This is a genomic window from Flavobacterium macrobrachii (genome assembly GCF_014486675.1).
Classification (GTDB): Bacteria; Bacteroidota; Bacteroidia; order Flavobacteriales; family Flavobacteriaceae; genus Flavobacterium; species Flavobacterium macrobrachii.
Window position 1 is genome coordinate 1 of the sequence record NZ_JACTAC010000040.1, and the last position, 24,005, is coordinate 24,005.

Sequence of the window (24,005 nt, forward strand, 5' to 3'; positions counted from 1 at the left end):
TTGTTGTCCCCTAATCCTCTTTGGTATGAAACTTCACCACCAAATCCGTCGTTGTCACCTAAACGCAATCCTAGTGCATTTTTTGAAATGTCTTGTGCTTGTGCGCTAAATGCTAATCCTAGTAGCATTAAAGCAGATAAAACGATTTTTTTCATAAGTTTAATTTAACGTTATTATGTTATAACGCAAAGGTGTACTAAAAATTGTGCCAAACTCGTTTTATTTAGTTAAAATCGTCTTAAATTTCTTTATGAACAAATATTGATGCTACCAATTGATGTTTAATCAAGTCATCCATTTCAAATAAATCTTCCTCTTCTTTTTCTGTGTGTTCTTCATATCGGTACATTTTCCATCTTTTTTTGTTGTATTCTAATGCAGTTAAATTTTCTACCCAATCGCCAGAGTTCAAATACATAGTACTACCGTTTTTGGTTTCTTTACGTATCATTTTTGGTTCATGAATGTGTCCGCAAATAACATAATCATATTCTTTTTCTATAGCTAATTCAGTAGCAGTGTTTTCAAAATCAGAAATATGTTTGACTGCTTTTTTTACGCTTGCTTTTATTTTTTTAGAAAATGAATAAGGTTCTTTCCCCATTTTTTTCAAGCACCAATTCACAAATCGGTTGGTTAATATTAAATAATCATAACCAATACCACCCAATTTAGCAATCCATTTGGAATGCTGAACCGATGCATCAAAAACATCACCATGAAAAATCCACGCTTTTTTATAATCCAATTCCAGTACGAGTTTATCAACAACAGAGAAATTCCCGATAGAAGTATCACTAAATTTTCTCAAAAACTCATCATGATTTCCGGTTATATAATAGACTTTTGTTCCTTTGGAAGCCAAATCGATTATTTTTTTGATGACTTTCAAATGTGATTTTGGGAAATACGATTTTCGAAATTGCCAAATGTCAATAATATCTCCGTTTAAAACCAATGTTTTTGGCTTGATGGAATTTAGATAATAAAAAAGTTCTTTAGCATGCGAACCATAAGTGCCAAGATGCACATCTGAAATAACAACTAGCTCTAATTTTCTCTTTTTCAAGTTGTTTCTATTTTAAAGTTTTACAAATTAGCAAAGCAAATGTTAATTGGATTTTACCCTATTATTAAGTTTTGAATCAATATTATTTTAATAACACTTTACAATGTTTATATTTGTTCAAAACAATTCTGATATGGCAGGAAATAGTTACGGAACACTTTTTAGACTAACCACATTTGGCGAATCACACGGTGAAGCACTTGGCGGAATTATTGACGGTTGTCCTGCAGGAATTCAAATCGATTTGAATGCCATTCAAAAAGAAATGCAACGCCGTAAACCAGGTCAATCCACAATAGTTACCCAACGAAAAGAAGAAGATGAAGTACAACTTTTGTCGGGTATTTTTGAAGGAAAAACAACAGGAACTCCAATTGGTTTTATCATTCCTAATACCAATCAAAAGTCAGACGACTATTCACACATAAAAGACACCTATCGACCAAGTCATGCCGATTATGTCTATGAAAAAAAATATGGAATTCGCGATTATCGTGGTGGCGGAAGAAGTTCGGCTCGCGAAACCGCTTCTCGTGTTGTTGCCGGAGCAATCGCAAAACAAGTAATTTCCAAAATAAAAATCAACGCTTTTGTATCATCAGTTGGCGAAATTTTTATAGACAAACCCTATCAAGATTTAGACTTTTCATTAACCGAAACCAATGCCGTTCGTTGTCCCGATTTGGCTTCTGCCGAAAAAATGGAAGCTTACATCAAAGAAATTAAAAAACAAGGCGATACCGTTGGCGGAACAATAACCTGCGTCATTCAAAACGTTCCAGTCGGATTGGGCGAACCAGTTTTCGATAAACTCCATGCCGAACTCGGTAAAGCAATGTTGTCCATCAATGCCGTTCACGGTTTTGAATACGGCAGCGGATTTTGTGGCGCACGAATGAAAGGCAGCGAACACAACGATTTATACAACGAAGACGGAACAACAAAAACCAATCTTTCTGGTGGAATTCAAGGCGGAATTTCCAACGGAATGGATATTTATTTTCGCGTAGCCTTCAAACCCGTTGCTACTTTAATCCAAAAACAAGAAGTTTTAACCAACCAAAATACCATTATAGAACAACAAGGAAAAGGTCGTCACGATCCATGCGTTGTGCCACGAGCAGTGCCAATTGTAGAAGCAATGGCAGCAATTGTTTTAGCCGACTTTTACTTAATAAGCAAAACCAATAAACCAAATTATTAGAAGCAATTCCAGCTATTCGTTACAAGTTTGTTTGTAAAACACTTTTTTTCTAAGGCCAAAAACGTGCTTCCGTTGGTCGCAGTTTTTAGCCAAGAAAAAATAGTGTTTTCCTTCACAAAGCTTTCCACTACTATCTGGGCTAACAAAAAACAATCTACATGAACACAACCGAAAGCATTCAAGAATCAAAAAAATCATTTCTCAGCAATTTAACCGTTCAAATTATAATTGCTATGCTACTTGGCGCAATTCTTGGAATTTATATTCATAATAATTACACTCCAGAGTTTGCCAAAGAATTTAGCGATAAAATTAAAATGCTAGCAACCATTTTCATTCGATTAGTTCAAATGATTATTGCACCATTAGTAATCACAACATTAGTAGTAGGAATTGCAAAATTGGGCGATATAAAATCCGTTGGACGAATAGGAGGAAAAGCAATGGGATGGTTTTTCACAGCATCATTTGTTTCTTTATTAATCGGATTATTTTGGGTAAATATTTTGCAACCTGGAGTTGGATTAAATCTTACCGATGTAGATGTTGCTACTGCGTCAGAAGTTACAGATAAAACCAAAGTTTTTTCGGCTCAAAATTTTGTTGAACACATTATTCCTAAAAGTATTTTTGAAGCATTAGCAACCAACGAAATTCTTCAAATTGTAATTTTTTCTATCTTTTTTGGCTTAGCTGCAGCATCCATTGGCGATTATGCAAAACCTGTAGTTAAAGCATTAGATGTTTCATCACACATCATTTTAAAAATGGTGAATTATGTAATGAAATTTGCTCCGCTTGGAGTTTTCGGTGCCATTGCAGGAGTTTTTGCTATTAGAGATTTACAAGAATTATTAATTACCTATGCTAAATTTTTTGGTTCATTCTTAGTCGGAATTTCATCACTTTGGGTCGTTTTGTTACTGGTTGGTTATTTGTTTTTAAAAGGACACATGACCACTTTGTTGAAACGCATATTCGGACCATTAGTCATTGCCTTTGGAACAACCAGCAGCGAAGCAGTTTTTCCTAAACTAACCGAAGAATTAGAACGATTTGGTGTAAAAGACAAGATAGTTTCCTTCATGTTGCCATTAGGATATTCGTTTAACTTGGACGGAAGTATGATGTACATGACATTTGCCAGTATTTTTATTGCACAAGCATATGGAGTTCATCTGGATTTAACAACACAAATGACAATGTTATTGGTTTTAATGCTTACGAGCAAAGGAATTGCAGGCGTTCCAAGAGCAAGTTTAGTAGTTGTAGCAGCAACTTGTGGCATGTTTGATATTCCAATCGAAGGAATTGCGTTAATACTACCAATAGACCATTTTTGTGACATGTTTAGAAGCGCAACAAACGTATTGGGTAATGCTTTAGCAACCAGCGTTGTTGGTAAGTGGGAGAAAGAAAGTTAAAATTAAAAAAAGTAAGTTAAATAATTATTTTTTCTAAAATACTTTAATATATTTGCTTTTCAATTAAAAAACTATTTTATGAAAAAACTTTTACTATTAATTTTATCTCTTTACGCTGTTGACTCGATTGGACAAGGTGCAACGACTTGTGCTAATGCAACAACAATTACCACCAATGGGAATTATACTATTGGTGCACTTACAACAGGTACTGCTCCAACTGGTGCTGGATTATGTTTTACTACTTACAGTACAACTCCAAATGCAAGATGGTTTAAGTTTACCCCAACAACAAATGGGGTAATGACAATTAATTCTGATATTGCAGGAAATCCAGCAAATGCTGACACAAGGCTAAGCGTCTTAACAGGAGCTTGTGCGGCTCCTTGGACTTGTATCGCCGCAAATGATGATGTTGATGAACCAGCTCAAAATTTTAGATCTAAAGTTACAGATGTTGTTGTGACATCAGGAACAACTTATTACATTGTTTGGGATGATAGATGGAGTTCTACATCAGCAACTTTTGATTTCTCTTTTACAGGACAAAGTTGCTTTGTTCCAACTGGATTTACTTTTACTTCTGCACCAACTACAACTACTGCTGGAATTGGTTGGACTGCACCAACTAACGGAACTCCAGTAGGATATGAGTTTGAATATGGTGTGAGAGGTTTTGCTCAAGGACAAGGTCAGAGTACAATTATTTCTAATACTGCTCTGCAAACTAGTGTAAGTTTAACTGATTTACAGCCTAGCACAGTTTATGAATTTTATATAAGAACTAATTGTGGCAATGGAGACTACAGTTTATGGCAAGGACCAATAAGTTTTAATACAGATTTTTTACCTTCAAATGTTCCGTACAATACGAGCTTTGAAGATGAATTTTTTGATTATATAGGTTGGTTTGCTCCTGCTCCTGCTACTGGAGAAGGTCAGGTTTGGACAATAAATGCTGCTGGTTCTGGTAATGCTACTGTACAAGATCAAGCTACTTCTGTGTTTTCTTTTGCAGGAACAACAGCAATTTCAAATGTTAATATGATTTCAAGAGGATTAAATTTACAAGGTAATGAAGAGGTTACAGTTACGTTATGGGCTAGAAACTTTCTTAATCCAACAACACTTACAAATACAAGTACTATTCAATTGTATTATGGTAATGAACAAACAGTTGCTGCACAAACTAATTTAATTGGAACTCAAGCAGGAATAGCTGCTGAGACTTTTACACAATATACTTTCACTTTTACACCTCCAACAACAGGGGTTTATTACATCAGTGTAAGAAATGTTTCTCCAGCTTTACCATCGGCTTCTGGAGCATATGCAGTTATACTTGATAATTTTTCTGTAACTCAGACATTATCAAATAATGATTTCTTAGCTGCTAACTTATCAGTGTATCCAAATCCTGCAAGTTCAGTAGTTAATATTTCAAATACTTTAAATGCAGTTGTAAACACGGTAGAAATTGCAGATTTAAATGGTAGAGTTGTTAAAACGCTAAATGTAAATAACACTGAAGCTCAAATCTCAATCAGTGATTTAGCAGCTGGAGTTTACATGCTTAAAGTTTCTACAGATCAAGGTACAGCTACCAAAAAAATCGTAAAACAATAAGTTTATTTTTTTTAGAATATAAAAAAACGACTAAGATTTCTTAGTCGTTTTTTTTGTTTTTACTATTCATCATAAAGTAAATAGCGGCAAGCAAACCGATAATTACCAATGCAAAAACGCCAACCATAATAAATGCGCCGTTATCCCATGAATACAGTGGAAGAAAAAAGTTTTTCATAGTTTATAAAATTTGATATTGTAAAACTAATTTCTTTAACTCGAAATTTAGCTGATATTTATCATACTATAAAAATTTACTCAAAACTTCTTTTGAAGGCATCATGCAGCTTTCTTTTTTGCCATACCATTTGTAACGATTTTTAGCAACATAATCGTAAAAGAAATTACCAATCATTCCTGTTGGAATTAACGGATAAAGAAAACTTTTCCAAGTATTGAGTTCCTTTAAAATCAATTTTGCAGCTTCGGCTTTATAATAATAAGCTTGGTTAGGTTCATAAAGAATAATGCTGTCAATGCCTCGATTTTCTAATCCTAAATGGTTGATTATTTTTTGTCCAATTTCTGATTGAATAGCAGCAAATAGAAATACATCATTTTTATCATGCTGAATTATAAATTGAACTGACGTTTCGCAAAGATTGCAAACGCCGTCAAAGAGAACTATTTTTTTATCGGATGGTAAATCGGTTATTTCCATACTTATTTTGCCTGAACAAATTCTAATTCTTCCAAACTCACTTTTGAAGTAAAAATGCCATAATTGACTACAGCTTTATTTTTCTCAATTTTATCAATTGTTCCAACCGATTTTCCGTCAAGCATTCGAACTCTATCACCAACTTTTAATATAACTTTTAGTTTTTCGGCTTCTTGTTTTTGAGCTTTTATTTTTTTCTCTTTTTTTTCTTTTCGGATTTCTTCTACTTTAACTTGAACTTCTTCAATGACTTTTTTCTCAATAACTTCTTTGGCTTTTTTCTCTTTGACACTGACTTTTTTACGCTTAGAATTTTCAATTTCAACCATTTTTAAAAATTCGCCAATAAGAACTTTTTTGTCTTTATTATTAAAGTATTTCTCTGAAATATCATCAGTTTTTTGCCCTAAGTAAATCAATCGTTGATTGGCATCATACAACTCTTGATAACGTTCTAATTTCTCTTGAATTTTAGCATTGATGTTTTCCATTTTTTTGCTTTCTTCACGAGCTTTTGTTTCTTCTTCTTTTAAAGTTAAAGAAGTTTTTTCAAGTTTAGAACGTTCTTTTTGTAAGGTTGCAATGGTTTTGTCAAAGCGAACTTTTCCGCCTTCAATTTTCTTTTTCGCACGATTTATCAAACCAAATGGAATACCATTTTTTTGTGCTACTTCAAAAGTAAAAGAACTTCCAGCTTGTCCCAAAATCAACTTATACATTGGTTCCAACGATTTTTCGTCAAAAAGCATGTTGGCATTCGAAGCAAAAGGCAATTCGTTAGCCAAAATTTTCAAGTTAGAATAATGAGTTGTAATGATTCCAAACGCTTCTCGATGGTAAAATTCTTCTAAGAAAGTTTCTGCCAAAGCACCACCAAGTTCAGGATCAGAACCAGTACCAAATTCATCGATTAAGAAAAGCGTTTTTGAATTACATTTTTTTAAAAAATAATTCATGTTTTTTAATCGATAGCTATATGTGCTTAAATGGTTTTCAATAGATTGATTGTCGCCAATATCAGTTAGAATTCGGTCAAAAAGAAACGTTTCGCTTCTTTCATGGACTGGGATTAAAATACCACATTGCAACATTAATTGAAGTAATCCAACGGTTTTTAGCGAAATGGTTTTTCCACCAGCATTTGGTCCAGAAATTACAATAATTCGGCTTTCATTTTTAAGTTCAATTGTTTGTGGAAAGGTTTTTTCTTTCTTTTCAAGATTGTTTAAAAACAAAATAGGATGGAAAGCATCTCTAAAAAACAATCTTTTTTCTTCGATGATTGTTGGAAGAATAGCATTGATTTTTCGGGCATATTTCGCTTTGGCTGCAATAATATCTATATCACTTAAAAACTCTTGATATTGCTTTAAAAGATCAACAAAAGGACGAATTTCATTTGTTAATTTTTTTAAAATTTTCGTGATTTCTTCTCGTTCTTCATATTCCAAATTGTTCAATTCTCTTGAATAACGCAGCGTGGCTTCGGGTTCGATATAAGCAATGCTTCCGGTTTTGGAATTGCCTAGAATTGAACCTTTAACTTTTCTACGATACATAGCTAATACCGCTAAAACTCTTCGGTTTTCAACAATGCTTTCTTTGATTTCGTCCAAATAACCAAGCGAATTATATTGTGATAGCGCTTGGCCAAAACTTTGATTGACTTTGCCTCGAATCACGTTCATATCGCGTCGAATATTAATTAAATCTGGCGAAGCTTTGTCTTTTATTTCACCATATTTATCAACTACTTCATCAATTTTTAGAATGATGTATTTGGTATATTCAATTTGGGTTGCTTTTTCGTTTAATTTTGGATAATAATCTTGAAATTTTTTCAAAAAAAGTAACATCGTATTTACAGTATCTGAAAGCGTTGCAATTTTTCTAAAACTTCCAACTTCCAAGAAACTATCTTCGATATTCAGGAATTTTATGTCATTGGTAATGTTTTCAAATCCGTGGTTTGGAATAGCATTATTATTAGTGAAAGAAGAAAGATATTCTGAGGTTTGAAGTAAATTATTCATTAGTGTTTCCTTTTCTTTAAAAGGAACAATTTCTAATGCTTTTTGTTTTCCAATATCGGTATTGCATCGCTCAGAAATGGTTTGCAAAACGGTATTGAATTCTAAGTCTTTAAGTGTTTTTTCGTTTATCGAGATCATTAAATCATTGTCTTTGGTTCAAAGTTACAAAGGATAAAATCCATATTGCAACAGAAAATAGTATTTTTGGTAAAATTTTAAGAGATGTTTGTTAAAATCCATTCTTCTTGGCATGAAATTCTTTCTGAAGAATTTGAAAAACCCTATTTCAATTTGTTGATGAAAGCAGTTGAAAACGAATATCAAAATCATGTTTGCTTTCCACCAAAAGAGTTCATTTTTAGTGCTTTTAATCAATTTGATTTCAATGATTTAAAAGTGGTTATCATCGGCCAAGATCCATATCATGGCGAAGGCGAAGCAAACGGTTTGTGTTTTTCGGTTAATGATAATGTGAAAATTCCACCATCGCTATTAAACATTTTTAAAGAAATAAATCTTGATTTTGACACCGTTTTTTTACCAACTTCAGGCAATTTAGAACGATGGGCAAAGCAAGGAATTCTTCTAATGAATGCAAGTTTAACGGTTAGAAAAGATTTACCCAATAGTCATAAACATTTGAAATGGAACGTGTTTACGGATTCTGTAATTAAGAAAATTTCAGAGGAAAATTCGAATATTGTCTTCTTGCTTTGGGGAAATTTTGCCATACAAAAAGAAAAGCTAATTGACCATTCAAAACACAAAATTCTAAAATCAGGGCATCCATCACCAATGAGTGCCAATCAAGGAAAATGGTTTGCAAACAAACATTTTAGCCAAACGAATGCTTACCTAAAAAGCGTTGGAAAATCTGAAATTCAGTGGTAATTAATTTACATTAAAATAAAAATAACCGCTATTATCAAGATTTGCAACCACGCTGTTTAAATTTAGCTTTATGTCTTTTGGTTTGTTAATAGAGCGCAATTCAACATTTTTAGTTGAGTCACTATTATAGCCGAAGCTTAAACGATAATTTCCGGTTGAAAGTAAAGGAAAACCAACATTGTATTCATAAGTTTCATCTGTTGTATTGTATTTACAAAGCCCATAAACATACGCACCATTTGAAGCATTACCTTTGTTGATTTGTAATTGAGAATCGTCCACAAAAATTGTTTCCCATTCCGTAGCATTTAATTTCCTTTCTATTACATATGAAAAGGCAAAAAATTCAGCATTTCCGCAGGTTTTATAGATGTCCAAAAGTCCAGTTTGTCCAAATTCGGTTTGATAACGCGAAAAATCAGCATCTAAAACTAGATAATCTCCAACAGAATAATTTGTTGTTGAGTTGAATGTAACTAAATTAGGATTTACATCAATGATTTTATTATTGTAAAATCCATCGTCATTTGTATCACAACTACTGAATAGAATAGCTGAAAATAAAACTGTTAAATATGATATTTTTTTCATGTTAATTATCTTAAAATCTGTAACCTAAATTAATTCCAACCCTTGTAATTTTATCAGGACTTTTATCTGTGTTTAACAAATTGTATCCAAATCCTACCAAAAGTTCCAGTGCTATACTTTCTTTAAAATACATTTTATAACCCAAACTTCCTCCAGCTGCTATATCAGAATATGAAGAAATTTTAGTAGTGTAAACTGCTGTTCCAGCGTTTTCTTCTCTTATAATTTCTTTAAAATCACCTCCATTGAATGAAGTGAAAATTTCAGCAAAATAATAATTTGTTTTTCCTTTTGATAGAGCATATCTTAGGTATGGATTAACTTCATATTTTGCTATATTATTCGTATATCCTTCTTCAAAATCTTCTGTTAGTTTTTTACTATCAGAATAATTTACGTTCAAACCAACTGAAAAGTCATTAGAAAAAAATCTTTCATAACTAACACTAATTTTTGATGAAAGTATAGCTGAAAGTACATCAATTCTAAATTCATTTTTTTTATCTGAAATAGTGCTTTCATTCTGAGCGTTTACTATTCCAGAAAATAACAACAAAGCGACGAGTATTTTTTTCATTAAAAATTTGTTTTACGAATAAGCGAATATAATTAAAAATTTCATATTCAGATTTATAAAACAATCAATTATTGCAATGTTAAAGCACCAAGAATTTCTTCGGACATAAATGGTCCACCAGGAAACTTAGCGGTGTAATCTAAGTTTAGCCAAATATCGCCACGTTCATCTATATGATAATGAAGTGTTTTTCCTTTTGTTTCGTTAGGAAAAAGCACTTTTTTTGTCAAATAGTTTATCGCTTCCAAATCACTTTTTTTGCCAATATAAATCTCCGGATAAATATGACCTTTGGTGTGAATTAATCTCGGAGTTCCGCCAATGGCTCGAATACATGCAGCCATCAAAATAGAATGATCATCACAATCTCCAGAAAGATATTCTAATGATTCAGAAGCGGTTGCTATGTAATCACTTCCTTTTGGATCGCTGACATAATTCCATTGACTATTAATTTCTTTAAAAACTGCAAAACATTGAATTAGTGTAAAATATTCATTTTTATATTCTTTTACATCTCTAAAATGCTTATTGGTTGCCATTAAAGCAAAATTTCTAACCTTCGGGTTTTTGTATTCTATAGCATTTAAAATTTTATATTTATTAGGAAAAGGCAATAGTTTTGAAATGATTAAATCTTGTGGATTTGGGTTTTCTAACATGGCATACATCATCGAACGATAATCTTCAAAAACGCTCTTGAAACCATAACCGCCAAAAACTGTTCCGCCAATTAAGAACAAAATATAAACAATTATACTGATTAAAGTTATTCGTCTTATTGCTTTTAAAATCAAGAAAATAATGACAAAGATTAATGTAAAAAGTAAAATTCTATCCAATTGAACTGGCCAGTTGAAATCGATTAAATTTTGATGACCAATTAGAAAAATAGGAATAGTGAACAGTACGCTAAGGATAAAAATAATTACTTTATCCCAAGGACTATTGATTTTAAATTTATCGCGAAGTTGTTGATAATTTAATTTCCCAAATTGTATCATACTGATAAAAACAGCAAAAATGCTAAACGACTTTTACTATTTCAGCAAAAGTACCTTTTTTATCTATAATTTTAAGGTCAAAGAGTTGATTTTGAATTTTGTTTAACACTTTTTCTTGCAATGGTTTTTGTGACCATTTTGTAAGCGATAACCATTCGTTGATATCTTCAATTTTTTGGTCAAATTTTGAGGCTAAAGTTCTATCAATACTAGGAATTTCTTTAAACTCAGATGTTGTAGCGTTGATAATTTCCAAAATTCGGCTAATGGTTTGCGGATGTTTTTCTAAAACTTCATTTGTAACCGCAATAACAAAACATGGCCAAGGCGTCGGACAATCCGCTATTCGACGGAAAACACCTTTATCAACCAAAGGTTTAGTCATAAATCGTTCCCACATAAAATAATCGGCTTTGCCTGAAGTTAAGGCTTCAACTGCACCGTCAATCGTGTTTACAATTTCAAATGGTATTGTTTCAGTATTCCAATTGTTATTTTGTGCATTAACAAATGCCATCAAATGTGAACCTGAACCCAAACGAGAAATGGCGGCTTTGGTATTTTCTAAATCGGGAAGTGTTTTAAATTTTGAATTTGCCGCAACGTGAATTCCCCAAATCAAAGGACTTTCTACATAAACTTGAACAATAGAACTTGGATTTCCGCCGACGATGTCTTTTACAATTCCTTCCGAAAGAATGACAGCAATATCGGTTTCGCCATCGCGAAGCATTTGACACATTTTTCCTGTTCCTTCTGGAATGTCTGTCCATTGTAAATCGATACCTTCGCTTTCAAATTCGCCATTTTCGATGCAAAGTTGCCACGGAAGATTGAAATGTTCTGGAACGCCAGCTATTTTTATTGTTTTCATTTATTAGTATTGAGATTGTTCAGAGAGTTTTTGAATGCATTTTTCTCTAATGTTCCAAATTTCTTCAAAAGTAAAAGGAATTTGGTTTTCTGTAATCCAATTTTTTAGAAAATTTTGATGGTATTTAACTTTAAAATCGACTACTTGATTGGGTTCAATACAAATTTCTTCTAAAATATCATTTCTTAATTTTTCAAAATCAGAATTTGGATTAGTGATATCTGTTACTTTTCCGTTGATTTTTAAATAACAATGTGCTTCGGGCAGATTATCCAAATTGTTTTCTTTTAAAATGGAACCAATTTTAGTATTTGCTTCGTTCATTTTATATATTCCGATGATTAAATCTACATTTGGAATATTATTTTTATTGGCAAAATCTTTCAAAAAAGCATGTTTAGAACTACAAGTTCCTTTATTTTCTGAAATGACTAATGAAAAATCAGTACGGTTTGAATTTCTTCCGTAAGGAATGTTTTTTACTTTTTCAATTAACGCTTCAAAGTCCATTTTAATGTTCTAAATTCTGATTTCTAAATTCTGATTTCTAAATTCTATTTTTTCAGTTGCCACCATTTCCAAGTTATGCCACTTTCATCTGGATAATTTTCCATAAAAGTCATTCCCACTTTTTCTAAAACACGATTGGATGCAGCGTTTTCTGCATGTGTATAAGCGTTCATTTCTTGGATATTCATTTGATTGACGCCATAGTCAAGCCAGGCGATTGAAGCTTCGGTGGCGTAACCTTTTCCCCAAAATTTTGGGTTTAATCGATAACCATAATCATAGAAATTGGTGTTTCCGTTTTCAACATGGTCGTTTACAAACTTTATTCCTGTCCAACCAATGAATTCGTTGGTTTCTTTCAAAATGGTTGCAAATCGACCAATTCCGTTTTCTTGATATTGTTTTTGAACCATTTCAATTATTTTGATGGTTTCTTCAACGGTTTGTGTTGGATTTTGCCAAAGATATTTGTGTACTTCTGCTTGATTATCCATAGCAAACATTTTGTCGGCATCAGAAAGTTCTAATGGACGAAGTAGTAATCGTTCTGTTTCGAGAATTAAGTTCATGGTTTACGGTTTTTAGCCCCGATAGAGCCGATATCCTCGCGTAGTTTACGGAGCGAGATAAAGGCGAAAGCGGGAAATAGCTCCAAAAAAATTATTCAGAAAGTTTTTGTAATGTGTAAGCAATTAGTTCATCTACAGCTTTGTATGGATCGGCGCTAAATGTTCCATTGGCACGATTGGCAATGATAGCATTCAATGACAAGCAATTGTGTCCAAGCAGTTTTCCTAGTCCATAAATGGCTGCAGTTTCCATTTCGAGATTTGTCATTTTTGTGCCTTCAAATTCGAATGCGTCCATTTTGCTGTTGAGTTCGCTGTCCTGAATTTCAAGTCGTAAAACGCGACCTTGCGGTCCATAAAATCCGCCAGCGGTTCCAGTGAAACCCTTGTGAAAACGTGGACTTTCGATTTTTTGTTCCAAAGTTTCTGAGCACGAGATTACATAAGGTTGTCCTTTGCGTAAATCCCAATTGGTTTGGGCAATGAATGCTTCTTCGAGATTTTTTTCTGAAATTTCGTCAATTAAATAGGAGCGAAGCATGTTGTCTAATCCAACAGCATATTTGCTCATTACGAAACTATCGACAGGAATATTAGCTTGTAATGAACCTGATGTTCCTATTCGGATGATGTTTAATGAAGTTAAGTTTTCTTTTGGTTGACGAGTTTCTAGGTCAATATTGACCAAGGCGTCGAGTTCGTTCATCACGATGTCGATATTGTCAGGTCCAATTCCTGTTGACATAACGGTCATTCGTTTTCCTTTGAAGAAACCAGTTTGGGTTTTGAATTCACGTTTTTGAGTTGAAAATTCAATTTTTTCAAAGAATTGCGTGATTTTTTCCACTCGGTTTTGGTCGCCTACGAAAATAATATCGTTAGCAATATGTTCAGGTTTTAGATTTAAGTGGTAAACACTTCCGTCTGGGTTTAATATTAATTCGGATGATTGTATCATTTTAATTTTTAATTATTAATTCTTAATTTTTAATTGAATCAGCCGCCAACACGTTTTGTTTTAAAGCCTTTGTCTTGTAATAATTTCATGATTTTGTCACGATAATCACCTTGAAGGATTATTTCTCCATCTTTGAAACTTCCGCCAACGGCAAGTTTGCTTTTGATTTCTTTGGCTAAAAGTTTAAAATCTTCGTCTTCACCTTCATAGCCTGAGATAATGGTAGTTGGTTTTCCTTTTCGTTTTTCGTATTTACAAAGTATTGGTTCTTTTTGAACAAATAATTTGTGTGGAGTTTCATCAACGGTTTCTGGTTCGTTGGAAACTTCATGGTCGGGAAATAGTTTTTTTAGTTGGTCTTGTAAATCCATATTTTATATTTTTCGGAACACAGATTTAAGAAATTTTAAAAATTGTTAGAATTTGTTCTTTTTTAAATCATTTGTAAATATCTTTCTTATGAATTGTGGATCCTTACCGAAATTTAAAATTATTCCTACTTCGCAATCAGTTGCTTTTAAATAATTTAATAATTGATTTTCATGTATTTCTAAAAGGTATTCAACTGTTTTAAATTCAAGAATCACTTTGTTGTTCACTATAATGTCAGGTATGTATTCACCAACAATTTCATTTTTGTATAAAACATTTAATTTCTTTTGATTGTCAATTTCAAAACCTCTTTTTTTGAGTTCGATAATCATTGCGTTATGATACACTTTTTCTAGAAAGCCATAGCCTAACTCATTGTATACATCATAATAAATTCCGATTATAGATTTTGTTAATTCTTGATGAGGAAAAATTTTCATTTTTATCTGTTTGGCGTTTACTATTAATTTATTTAAGAAACAGATTTAAGTGATTATAATTATTTTTCAAATTTCTTACATCTGTGTTCCAAATTAAAAAACCAAACCCCAAAAATAATTGGAATTTGGAATTTTAAAATGAATAGTCTAAACTTTATTTTTTCTTTAATCCTAATTCCACTAGACGTTCGTCAAGGAATTCTCCCGCTGTGATATCGTCATAAAGTTTTGGATTATCTGCATCAATACATTGCTCCAAACAATTTAATTTCATATCGCTAACAGGATGCATAAAGAACGGAATTGAAAAACGCGATGTTCCCCAAAGTTCTCTTGGCGGATTTACCACTTGATGAATAGTAGATTTTAATTTATTGTTTGTATGTCTTGACAACATATCACCAACATTTATCATCAATTCATCTGGTTCTGCCATGGCATCAATCCATTGACCATCGTGGTTTTGAACCTGTAAACCTTTACCTTGCGCACCCATTAAAAGTGTGATTAGATTAATATCACCATGAGCAGCAGCACGAACAGCACCATCTTTTGGCTCATCAGTTATTGGTGGATAATGGATTGGTCTCAAAATTGAGTTTCCATCTTTAATATAATTGTCAAAGTAAAATTCGTCCAATCCAATATGAATAGCCAAGGCTCTTAACACATAAATACCTGTTTTTTCAAGCATTTGATAAGCTTCTTTTCCAACTTGATTGAAATGAGGTAATTCAGTTACGGTAACATTTTCAGGATATTCGCCTGCATATTTTGAACCTTCAGAAACATATTGTCCAAAATGCCAAAATTCTTTTAAATCGCCAGCTGAACGACCTTTAGCATGTTCTTTACCAAAAGAAACATAACCTCTTTGTCCTCCAATTCCTGGGATTTCATATTTTGCTTTGGTTTCCAATGGCAGATTAAAAAAGTTACGAACTTCTCCATATAAATCTTCCACCAATTTGTCATCAAGAAAATGACCTTTTAATGCTACGAAGCCTATTTCTTCGTATGCTTTTCCGATTTCATTTACAAATTTTTGTTTACGTGCCGGATCGTCCGACAGGAAATCACGTAAGTCAACACTTGGAATTTGTTGCATACTAAAACTTTTTTGTTAATAACTTAAAATGCATTAAAATCAATGCATAGCTACAAATATAGCTAAATTGTTGATATAAAACATCAAAGTTATTAACAATGTTATAATTTTCTAAAAATTACAAATGATTTTTTTAAGTTTCGATTCGCACTATAAAAATTGTAATTATATAAATTTTTATTTTTTAATAAGAATAATAATTTATTTGATTTCTACATACATTTCTGTTCTCAATGGATTGAGCGCTTTAGAGTCTGTTAAATCTCGATCGATATTTGAGTTCTCAATTGGTCTCATTCTGCCACTTGCTGATATTTGATTCAATGCTACATTAAGTAATCTTTCATCAGGATTTCCTAAAACACCCAAATCTCCATAATTTTCAATTACTTCAATATTAGGCTGAATACCTGATGTATAATCGCCGAAGCCATTTTTATCAACTATTTTTAAGACAATAGGTTGCATGGCGTATTTATGATTTTTGTTTACGTCACTTTTTCCAAAAGTAGGCGAGTCGTATAGTGTTATTGAACCAACATTTTTTCCAGTGGTTTTATCGCCAATTTGTATCACATCTATATATGGTTTCAAACAATTAATAATCAATTCACTTGCAGAAGCTGAAGACCTGGAGGTTAAGATATAAACTTTGGATAAGTTTAAACTGTTTAAACCGCTTATGAATTTATTTTCTAATCTACTTGGATTATTAGATAAAAAATAGGCTTGAGCTTTACTATTCCATTGTTCTTTAGCGAAAATTTGACCGCTAAATTGGCCTGTAATCATACTAGCTAACTTGGTGGCACTGCTAACTGCACCACCAGAATTATAGCGTAAATCTAAAACCAAATGCGTTATGCCTTGCGATTTAAAATTCCCAAAAACGGTGTTCAATTGATTGTCATAGGCAGCAAAAAAACCGTTATAAACTAAATAGCCAACTTTTTTATCGCCTTGATTTATGACCGTATTCATTAATATAGGATTTTCAGCCAAATTGGTTTTTGTCAAAGAAACCGATTGACCATTTGGAGTTATATTTCCTCCATCAAAATCAGCTAAATTTAAGGTATATGTATCAGATGATAATAAACTTACATAATTACTCTCAGTTAAGGTTATTCCGTTAATTGCATAAAAAATATCTCCACGCTGTATGTCTTTTGTAGTAGCATCAGAACCCGGAATTATATATCTAACCCAACCATAAAGTTCAGTTGTACTTCCTGGTTTTCGTCTTATACCAAAATCAACACCATTGTTTTTAGTATTACCAGTTAAAATACCTTCTAAAACGGAATAATCACTATAAATCACACTATATTTATCAATTGTTGAGCGTTCATAGAGTAAATTATTGAAGAGTTCAGTTGGATTAGCAAAACTTTCTATATAAGTATTTAATTGTTCTTGATTAGCAAATCGGTCATCTGCTAAATCATCAATATTATCTTGCCATAAATAATATAAGTTCAAACCTTTCCAAACAAAATCTTTACTTTGTAATGCCTTTGGAATAACATTATCATCATTATCTTCGCAACTAATAGTAGCAAAGACAAAAAAGCTTAATAATAAGGGAATTGCAATTTTTTTCATAGCGAGCATTTCTTTTTATAAACGTAAATTTAGTAAGTTTAGATTAGAAAAAATATTTTTTTTGTAACAAAACAATTTATCACTCGTCTTGACTATATAACCCAACCGATACAATGAACCAAAAAGAGTTTATGCAACTGGTTTCTCCATTTAAGGACAAAGTCTTTCGGCTTGCCAAACGATTATTGGTAAGCACCGAAGAAGCCGAAGATGCAACGCAGGAAGTTCTAGTAAAGTTGTGGAATAAAAATGAAAATTTAGACGAATATAAAAGTGTGGAAGCGGTTGCCATGACGATGACAAAAAATTATTGTTTGGACCAATTAAAGTCAAAACGTGCGAGTAATTTAACCATTGTTCACAATAATTTTACTGATAGAGAAGCAAGTTTACAGCAAAAAGTAGAAGATAACGACACTTGGAAATGGGTAGAAAAAATAATAAATGATTTACCCGAACAACAAAAACTAATTGTTCAAATGCGAGATATTGAAGAAATGGAGTTTGAAGAGATTGCAAAAATTTTAGAAATGAATGAACAAGCGGTTCGAACAGCATTATCAAGAGCAAGAAAAATGATAAGAGAAAAAATGACAAATACACATAGTTATGGCATTGGATAGAATAGAAAAATTAGTAGAAAAATACTTCGAAGGAGAAACCAGTATTGCCGAAGAAAAAGAGTTAAAAACTTATTTTTCGTCAACAGATGTTGCGCAGCATTTAGAACAATACAAACCCGTTTTTGGTTATTTCTCTCAAGCAAAACAAGAACAGTTTACACCATCGATACCTTTAAAATCTGGAAAAAAACAAAAAAGATTAGCTTGGTTATCTGTTGCGGCAGCTGTAGTAGTAATGGTTGGCATAGGGTTTTTTGCATACCAAAATACAAGTGATCCAAATCAAGAGAATCTTGGCGTTATTGATGATCCAGAAATAGCGTTTAGAGAAACTCAAAAAGCATTGGCACTAATTTCAAAACATGTAAATACTGGCATCGAAAGTGTAAATTATTTAGGTGAATATCAACAATCAAAAAACAAAATTTTTAAATAAAAAGAAATCATGAGAAAAATAATTTTAGTAATAGCATTAGTATTTATCAGCAATACCATTTTTGCACAGCAAACGCTTTTTGATAAATTCAACGGACAAGAAACAGTATCATCTGTAATTGTAAACAAAAAAATGTTTTCGCTTTTAAGTAAAATGAAAGTAGAAGATAAAGAAACACAACAATATGTAAATCTTATCAAAAAACTAGATAATCTTAAAGTTTTTGTAACCAGTAATGCTTCAAAAGCAAGCGAGATGAAATCTGCAGCAGATAAATATTTGAAAACAGCTTCTTTAGAAGAGTTGATGCAAGTAAATGATAAAGGGAAATTGGTGAAAATTTTCGTTAAATCGGGAGCAACCGACTCTCAAATTAAAGAATTGTTCATGTTTATCGAAGGTTCTGGAAAAGATGAAACCGTATTGATGTCATTAACAGGAAATTTTGATTTAAACGAATTATCTGTTTTGACTGAAAAAATGAATTTACCTGGAAGAGATGTGTTGAATAAAGCTTCAAAAGGTAAAAAATAATCATCATGAAATTTTCATTCATAATAGCCATTTTAATAGCTGTTTTATTGTCTAGTTGTAATGATGAACAAAGTTTACAGCGCTATTTTGTAAACAACTCAGAAAATAAAGATTTTATTGTTTTGGATGTTACATCAACGATATTAAATCTGGATAAAGCCAAATTATCATCGGAACAAAAAACAGCTTTAGAGTCATTTGATAAATTAAATATTCTTGCTTTTAGAAAAGATTCTACCAATGCCCCAAAATTTGAAACTGAAAGCAAAAAAGTAAATCAAATTTTGAAAGCAAAAGAATATCAAGAATTAATGAAAGTCAACTCTGGAACCGATGTAGCTTCTGTTAGTTTTGTTGGTAGCGAAGACAATATTAAAGAGTTTATTTTCTATGCAAAAAGAGATGAAAATGGTTTTGCTGTAGTAAGAGTTTTGGGCGAAGACATGAACCCAAATAATATCTTGACTTTGATGACGGTTTTAAAAGAATCTAAAATCGATTTAGAACAGCTGAAACCATTAGAAGGTTTGATGAAATAAATATAAAGGGTTAGTTTTAGTTTAAAAAAGAATGTTTCAATACGAAACATTCTTTTTTTTTTAAACAGAAGTTTATTGAAACAGATTAACATATCTTTTAATCATTTTTTATCAATATGAACTCACATAAAATTAATTACTTAATGATTTTATTTTTATATTTTAATCTGTGAATCTGTGGTAAATATTTAATTTGGATGCTTATTTTTTGAAATATTTAAAAGGAACAACTAGCATTCCAAAACATTCGCCTTTTTCTTTTCCAATGTGTTTGTGGTGCATTTTGTGCGCGCGTCTAACGGCTTTCGCATAACGATTATTAGCATTTCTAAACATTTTAAAACGTTGATGGATAAAAATATCATGAACCAAAAAATAAGCCAATCCATAGGCAAAAATCCCCAATCCAATGGCTAATCCAATTTCAAGAATATTATTTTGCCAAAGTAGAAAAAAACCAATGCTAACTACTGCATAAAAAATAAAAAAAGCATCATTGCGTTCAAACCAAGAATCGTGGTCTTTTTTGTGATGATCAGCGTGTAAATTCCACAAAAAACCGTGCATGACATATTTATGAGTAAACCAAGCCATGAATTCCATGATACAAAAAGTGAGAACGAAAACAATAATATATAGTAACATAATTTTATAATAAGTTTAATCGATAATTAACATAGCATTTGGCAAGTAAACCAACTTTTTGATAATCGGGAACCCGAATTCGGGTATTTTTTATTTCCAAAGATGGTGTTTTTTTTAGTTTAGAAAGTAGTTTTTTGTAGTAAACATAAGCAGTGTAAACACCAAATTTAGCTTCAATAGGCAACTTTAAAATTCCTTCCAAACCAGCTTGAAAATCGGCTTCGATTTCTTTTATGATTTCGTTTTTAGAACATTCGTCCAATTTTGATAAATCGGTATTTGGAAAATAGGTTCGATTTAGCTCTTCAAAATCAGCTTTTAAATCGCGAAGGAAATTTACTTTTTGAAATGCAGAACCCAAACGCATAGCAGAATGTTCTAATTCCAAAAACTTATCATTATCACCATTTACAAACACTTTTAAACACATCAATCCAACGACATCTGCAGAACCATAAATATATTCGTTGTATTCGTCAAAGGTTTTGTATTCATTTTTATGTAAATCCAAACGCATACTTTTCATAAATGAATCAATCATTTCCATAGGAATATTGTATTTATGAACAGTATGTTGAAACGAATTTAAAATTGGGTTCAAACTTATTTTACTGTTTAACGCATTCTTTAAATCATTTCCAAAAAGTTCAAAAAGTTCTTCCTTGTTATAATCGTGAAAAGTATCTACAATTTCATCAGCAAAACGAACAAAACCGTAAATATTATAAATGTCTTGTCGAATTTTGGGCGCTAGCATTTTTACTGCAGCCGAAAAAGAAGTGCTGTAGGATTTAGTAACATTTCTGCTACAATCAAACGATACGGTGTCAAAAAGAGATTTCATAGCGAGTTTTTTAACTATTTTTTTGTATAAGTTCGGAAACTAATTTTCCTGATATTAATGATGGTGGAACACCTGGTCCGGGAACAGTCAATTGTCCAGTAAAATAGAGGTTTTCTACTTTTTTACTTTTCAATTTAGGTCTTAAAAAAGCAGTTTGCAATAAGGTATTGGCTAAACCATATGCATTCCCTTTATACGAATTATAATCTTTAATAAAATCATTTACACAAAATGATTCTTTAAAGATAATGGATTTTTTCACATCTTGTTGTGTAAGTTTCTCAAATCGTGAAATTATTTTTTCAAAATAACGATCTCTTAGGAAATCAGTGTCTTTTAATCCTGGAGCAAGCGGTATTAAAAATATACCAGCTTCTTTTCCATTTGGAGCAACATTATTATCTGTTTTTGATGGAAAACTAGCATAAAACAATGGCTCCTCTGGCCATTTTGGAAAATCATAAATATCAGACGCGTGAGCATCAAAATCAACATCAAAAAAGAGAGAATGATGTTCTACGTTTTCGATTTTTTTGTCAAATCCTACATAGAATAGGAGCGAAGATGGAGCAAATGTTTTTTTGTTCCAGTATTTCTCGGAATAAACTCTGTGTTTTTGGTCAAGTAAGGTTTCACTATGATGATAATCGGCACCACTCACAATAACGTCGGCTTCAATTTTTTCTCCATTGATGATAATAGCTTTTGCAGTTCCATTTTCTACTACAATTTTCTCTACTGCTGAATTGGTATGAATAGTAACGCCAAGTTCAAGAGCTAATTTTTCCATAGCCAAAATAACGCTGTACATACCGTTTTTAGGATGCCAAGTACCAAGACCGAAATCTGCAAAATTCATGAAGCTATAAAACGATGGAGTATCAGATGGTTTTGCACCAAGAAAAAGCACAGGAAACTCTAAGATTTGAACTAATTTTTTATTTTTAAATTTACTTCTAATGTCTTTTGAAATATTTCCAAAAAACTGATTGACTTTTTTAACTGTTTCAAGCGTTACTAATTCCATTGGAGAAACTCCTGGACGATAAACCAAATCTTTAATGGCAATATCATAATTGTTTTGGGCTTCTTTGATGAATTTTTCTAGTTTTTTGCCGCTGCCTTTTTCTATACTTTCAAATGTAGTACAAATTTCTGAAAGGTTATCAGCTATAGTTACGAAGTCTTTTATTCCAAAATAAACTTGATAAGCAGGAGATAATTTTATTAGTTCATAATAGTCAGATGGTTTTTTTTCAAAATCAGAAAAGAAGCGTTCAAAAACATCCGGCATCCAATACCATGTTGGGCCAATGTCGAAGGTAAAACCATCTTTTTTTAATTGTCTAGCTCTTCCTCCTATGGTTTTATTTTTTTCATATATAGTTACATCGTTGCCAGCTTTCGCTAGATAACATGCAGCTGCCAATGATGAAAATCCAGAGCCTATTATGTTAATTGTTTTTTTCATCTTTTTATAGGCTATAAGTTAGGTCAGCTATTGACTCGAATCTTCTAATATTATTGGTCAATAATTTAGGGTTTATATTTTCTACCATTCGTCCAATAAACCAAAAATCATTAGAGTCTTTTGGTTCAAATTGGTTTATTAATTTTTCTACATAATCATTGACATCATTTGGATTGGGTTCCACAGTCATATAGCATACAAAAGTAATGTTCTCAAAATACTTGGCTATGTCTTTAAGATTTTCCAGAGGAACACTTTCTCCTAAATATATAGTCTTGTAGCCACTGTATAAAATTTCATAATTCAGGTACATCAAACCCAATTCATGAATTTCATTTAAAGGCAAATACAAAATAAAAATTTTATCATTTTTAATTGGCTCTTTTAATTGAAGTTCCTCAGTATTTATTAATACTTTTTGCTTAATCAAATAACTAATGAAATGCTCATGTGCAGGTGTTATTGTATCAGTTTGCCACAGTAAACCGATTTCTTGAATAAGCGGAATAAAAACTTCGTAGAAAATCTCTCTGAATGATTTCTCAGAAAGTAAATCATTATAAGTTTTGAAAAATAGTGTTTGGTCAAAGTTCATCATTGCCATTTTAAATGAACTTATTGCATGACTCTTAGCACTTTTTTCAGTTATAATTTCGTTGACCAATGATGGAATTTTATCTTTTGGAAACTTAGATATCTTTGAAATTTTATAGCCATAGTTATGCAACAAGGTTATATTAAGCAATTTTTGAAGGTTTTCTAAATCATATAACCTTATATTGGTTTCTGTACGCATAGGTTCCAATATATTATAACGCTTTTCCCATATCCTGATGGTATGGGCTTTGATGCCTGAAAGGTTTTCAAGATCTTTTATGCTGAAGGTATTTTTAACTATGTTCATCTTTTTTGTAAAAAAGTTAAACAAAAGTAATAAAAGTTATTGAATTCACACCATTTAAAACAAAAAAAAGATAAACTCATTTAAGAATTTATCTTTTTAATGTGACCACGATGGGATTCGAACCCACACGTCTTGCGACACCACCCCCTCAAGATGGCGAGTCTACCAATTTCTCCACGTGGCCATAAACAAAAAAAGTCATTCGCTTTAGCGAACAACTTTTTGTGACCCGACTGGGGCTCGAACCCAGGACCCCAACATTAAAAGTGTTGTGCTCTACCAACTGAGCTATCGAGTCTTCAGCAAATAAAAAATAAAAAAAAGTGACCCGACTGGGGCTCGAACCCAGGACCCCAACATTAAAAGTGTTGTGCTCTACCAACTGAGCTATCGAGTCTGTTTTTATTTTTTCAATGCGGGTGCAAATATAAGACGTTATTCTTTATATTTCAAAGCAATTTTGTTTTAAATTTACCTTTTTTTTTATCTTTAA

At 31.9% G+C, this 24,005-nt stretch carries 27 protein-coding genes and 3 tRNA genes; 8 read left to right on the forward strand and 22 right to left on the reverse strand.

Going from position 1 to position 24,005, the window contains the following annotated elements; all coding sequences use genetic code 11:
• Positions 1 to 238: 238 nt before the first annotated feature.
• The gene (locus tag IAI56_RS09765) at positions 239 to 1,069 is read right to left on the reverse strand and encodes a UDP-2,3-diacylglucosamine diphosphatase (RefSeq protein ID WP_187657694.1); all 831 of its coding nucleotides are present in this window, start codon (positions 1,067 to 1,069) and stop codon (positions 239 to 241) included.
• A gap of 133 nt (positions 1,070 to 1,202) precedes the next feature.
• Here IAI56_RS09765 and aroC point away from each other — a divergent pair, with 133 nt between their 5' ends.
• From aroC to IAI56_RS09780, 3 genes are all read left to right on the forward strand, one after another.
• On the forward strand, positions 1,203 to 2,273 hold the full coding sequence (gene aroC / locus IAI56_RS09770; protein ID WP_187657721.1) for a chorismate synthase: 1,071 nt from the start codon (positions 1,203 to 1,205) through the stop codon (positions 2,271 to 2,273).
• 158 nt (positions 2,274 to 2,431) lie between these two features.
• A complete protein-coding gene (locus IAI56_RS09775; protein WP_187657695.1) occupies positions 2,432 to 3,697 on the forward strand; it encodes a dicarboxylate/amino acid:cation symporter in 1,266 nt (421 codons plus the stop codon).
• 78 nt (positions 3,698 to 3,775) lie between these two features.
• Positions 3,776 to 5,323, forward strand: a complete 1,548-nt coding sequence (locus IAI56_RS09780; RefSeq protein ID WP_187657696.1) for a T9SS type A sorting domain-containing protein — start codon at positions 3,776 to 3,778, stop codon at positions 5,321 to 5,323.
• Positions 5,324 to 5,363: 40 nt separating this feature from the next.
• Here the strand turns inward: IAI56_RS09780 and IAI56_RS09785 are convergent, their stop codons facing one another.
• The 3 genes from IAI56_RS09785 to IAI56_RS09795 form a co-directional block, all read right to left on the reverse strand.
• Positions 5,364 to 5,501 (reverse strand): hypothetical protein, encoded by a 138-nt coding sequence (locus IAI56_RS09785; RefSeq protein ID WP_187657697.1) that lies wholly within the window; start codon positions 5,499 to 5,501, stop codon positions 5,364 to 5,366.
• Positions 5,502 to 5,567: 66 nt separating this feature from the next.
• Positions 5,568 to 5,984: a thiol-disulfide oxidoreductase DCC family protein gene (locus tag IAI56_RS09790; protein ID WP_222940997.1), complete on the reverse strand. Its 417-nt coding sequence runs from the start codon at positions 5,982 to 5,984 to the stop codon at positions 5,568 to 5,570.
• A gap of 2 nt (positions 5,985 to 5,986) precedes the next feature.
• Positions 5,987 to 8,155, reverse strand: a complete 2,169-nt coding sequence (locus tag IAI56_RS09795) for an endonuclease MutS2 (protein WP_187657698.1) — start codon at positions 8,153 to 8,155, stop codon at positions 5,987 to 5,989.
• Between the two features lie 84 nt (positions 8,156 to 8,239).
• Here IAI56_RS09795 and IAI56_RS09800 point away from each other — a divergent pair, with 84 nt between their 5' ends.
• Positions 8,240 to 8,908 carry a uracil-DNA glycosylase gene (locus tag IAI56_RS09800; RefSeq protein WP_187657699.1) on the forward strand — a complete coding sequence of 223 codons (669 nt, stop codon included), beginning with the start codon at positions 8,240 to 8,242 and terminating at the stop codon, positions 8,906 to 8,908.
• Here IAI56_RS09800 and IAI56_RS09805 read toward each other — a convergent pair whose 3' ends face one another.
• The 11 genes from IAI56_RS09805 to IAI56_RS09855 form a co-directional block, all read right to left on the reverse strand.
• Positions 8,909 to 9,499 (reverse strand): hypothetical protein, encoded by a 591-nt coding sequence (locus IAI56_RS09805; RefSeq protein ID WP_187657700.1) that lies wholly within the window; start codon positions 9,497 to 9,499, stop codon positions 8,909 to 8,911.
• Positions 9,500 to 9,509: 10 nt separating this feature from the next.
• On the reverse strand, positions 9,510 to 10,076 hold the full coding sequence (locus tag IAI56_RS09810) for a DUF3575 domain-containing protein (protein ID WP_187657701.1): 567 nt from the start codon (positions 10,074 to 10,076) through the stop codon (positions 9,510 to 9,512).
• A gap of 68 nt (positions 10,077 to 10,144) precedes the next feature.
• Complete coding sequence (locus IAI56_RS09815) at positions 10,145 to 11,080, reverse strand: transglutaminase-like domain-containing protein (protein WP_187657702.1); 936 nt, start codon at positions 11,078 to 11,080, stop codon at positions 10,145 to 10,147.
• Positions 11,081 to 11,102: 22 nt separating this feature from the next.
• Positions 11,103 to 11,954 (reverse strand): substrate-binding domain-containing protein, encoded by an 852-nt coding sequence (locus tag IAI56_RS09820; protein WP_187657703.1) that lies wholly within the window; start codon positions 11,952 to 11,954, stop codon positions 11,103 to 11,105.
• 3 nt (positions 11,955 to 11,957) lie between these two features.
• Positions 11,958 to 12,464 carry a hypothetical protein gene (locus IAI56_RS09825; protein WP_187657704.1) on the reverse strand — a complete coding sequence of 169 codons (507 nt, stop codon included), beginning with the start codon at positions 12,462 to 12,464 and terminating at the stop codon, positions 11,958 to 11,960.
• A gap of 44 nt (positions 12,465 to 12,508) precedes the next feature.
• Positions 12,509 to 13,033: a GNAT family N-acetyltransferase gene (locus IAI56_RS09830; RefSeq protein ID WP_187657705.1), complete on the reverse strand. Its 525-nt coding sequence runs from the start codon at positions 13,031 to 13,033 to the stop codon at positions 12,509 to 12,511.
• A 91-nt stretch (positions 13,034 to 13,124) separates the two neighbouring features.
• Entirely contained in the window at positions 13,125 to 13,991 is an 867-nt protein-coding gene (locus tag IAI56_RS09835; RefSeq protein ID WP_187657706.1) for a nucleoside phosphorylase, read from the reverse strand.
• 38 nt (positions 13,992 to 14,029) lie between these two features.
• Positions 14,030 to 14,362 carry a translation initiation factor gene (locus IAI56_RS09840; RefSeq protein WP_187657707.1) on the reverse strand — a complete coding sequence of 111 codons (333 nt, stop codon included), beginning with the start codon at positions 14,360 to 14,362 and terminating at the stop codon, positions 14,030 to 14,032.
• Positions 14,363 to 14,407: 45 nt separating this feature from the next.
• Complete coding sequence (locus tag IAI56_RS09845; RefSeq protein WP_187657708.1) at positions 14,408 to 14,803, reverse strand: GxxExxY protein; 396 nt, start codon at positions 14,801 to 14,803, stop codon at positions 14,408 to 14,410.
• Positions 14,804 to 14,957: 154 nt separating this feature from the next.
• Positions 14,958 to 15,911, reverse strand: a complete 954-nt coding sequence (locus IAI56_RS09850; RefSeq protein ID WP_187657709.1) for an isopenicillin N synthase family dioxygenase — start codon at positions 15,909 to 15,911, stop codon at positions 14,958 to 14,960.
• Positions 15,912 to 16,112: 201 nt separating this feature from the next.
• Entirely contained in the window at positions 16,113 to 17,516 is a 1,404-nt protein-coding gene (locus IAI56_RS09855) for a S41 family peptidase (RefSeq protein WP_187657710.1), read from the reverse strand.
• A 113-nt stretch (positions 17,517 to 17,629) separates the two neighbouring features.
• On the opposite strand from IAI56_RS09855, the gene IAI56_RS09860 reads away from it, so the two are divergent.
• The 4 genes from IAI56_RS09860 to IAI56_RS09875 are packed head-to-tail and all read left to right on the forward strand — an operon-like array spanning position 17,630 to position 19,648.
• Entirely contained in the window at positions 17,630 to 18,139 is a 510-nt protein-coding gene (locus tag IAI56_RS09860; protein WP_169524806.1) for an RNA polymerase sigma factor, read from the forward strand.
• Positions 18,126 to 18,575 carry a hypothetical protein gene (locus IAI56_RS09865; RefSeq protein WP_187657711.1) on the forward strand — a complete coding sequence of 150 codons (450 nt, stop codon included), beginning with the start codon at positions 18,126 to 18,128 and terminating at the stop codon, positions 18,573 to 18,575. The genes IAI56_RS09860 and IAI56_RS09865 overlap by 14 nt, the downstream gene beginning before the upstream one ends.
• Positions 18,576 to 18,584: 9 nt before the next feature.
• Entirely contained in the window at positions 18,585 to 19,109 is a 525-nt protein-coding gene (locus tag IAI56_RS09870) for a DUF4252 domain-containing protein (protein WP_187657712.1), read from the forward strand.
• Positions 19,110 to 19,114: 5 nt separating this feature from the next.
• Complete coding sequence (locus tag IAI56_RS09875; RefSeq protein ID WP_187657713.1) at positions 19,115 to 19,648, forward strand: DUF4252 domain-containing protein; 534 nt, start codon at positions 19,115 to 19,117, stop codon at positions 19,646 to 19,648.
• 201 nt (positions 19,649 to 19,849) lie between these two features.
• Here the strand turns inward: IAI56_RS09875 and IAI56_RS09880 are convergent, their stop codons facing one another.
• The 7 genes from IAI56_RS09880 to IAI56_RS09910 form a co-directional block, all read right to left on the reverse strand.
• Positions 19,850 to 20,293 (reverse strand): sterol desaturase family protein, encoded by a 444-nt coding sequence (locus IAI56_RS09880; protein ID WP_187657714.1) that lies wholly within the window; start codon positions 20,291 to 20,293, stop codon positions 19,850 to 19,852.
• Between the two features lie 4 nt (positions 20,294 to 20,297).
• On the reverse strand, positions 20,298 to 21,137 hold the full coding sequence (locus IAI56_RS09885; RefSeq protein ID WP_187657715.1) for a phytoene/squalene synthase family protein: 840 nt from the start codon (positions 21,135 to 21,137) through the stop codon (positions 20,298 to 20,300).
• 10 nt (positions 21,138 to 21,147) lie between these two features.
• Positions 21,148 to 22,608 carry a phytoene desaturase family protein gene (locus IAI56_RS09890; RefSeq protein ID WP_187657716.1) on the reverse strand — a complete coding sequence of 487 codons (1,461 nt, stop codon included), beginning with the start codon at positions 22,606 to 22,608 and terminating at the stop codon, positions 21,148 to 21,150.
• A gap of 4 nt (positions 22,609 to 22,612) precedes the next feature.
• Positions 22,613 to 23,512 (reverse strand): MerR family transcriptional regulator, encoded by a 900-nt coding sequence (locus IAI56_RS09895; protein WP_187657717.1) that lies wholly within the window; start codon positions 23,510 to 23,512, stop codon positions 22,613 to 22,615.
• A 102-nt stretch (positions 23,513 to 23,614) separates the two neighbouring features.
• Positions 23,615 to 23,696 (reverse strand) — tRNA-Leu (locus tag IAI56_RS09900).
• Positions 23,697 to 23,737: 41 nt separating this feature from the next.
• Positions 23,738 to 23,810 (reverse strand) — tRNA-Lys (locus IAI56_RS09905).
• Between the two features lie 26 nt (positions 23,811 to 23,836).
• A tRNA-Lys gene (locus IAI56_RS09910) sits at positions 23,837 to 23,909 on the reverse strand.
• Positions 23,910 to 24,005 lie beyond the last annotated feature (96 nt).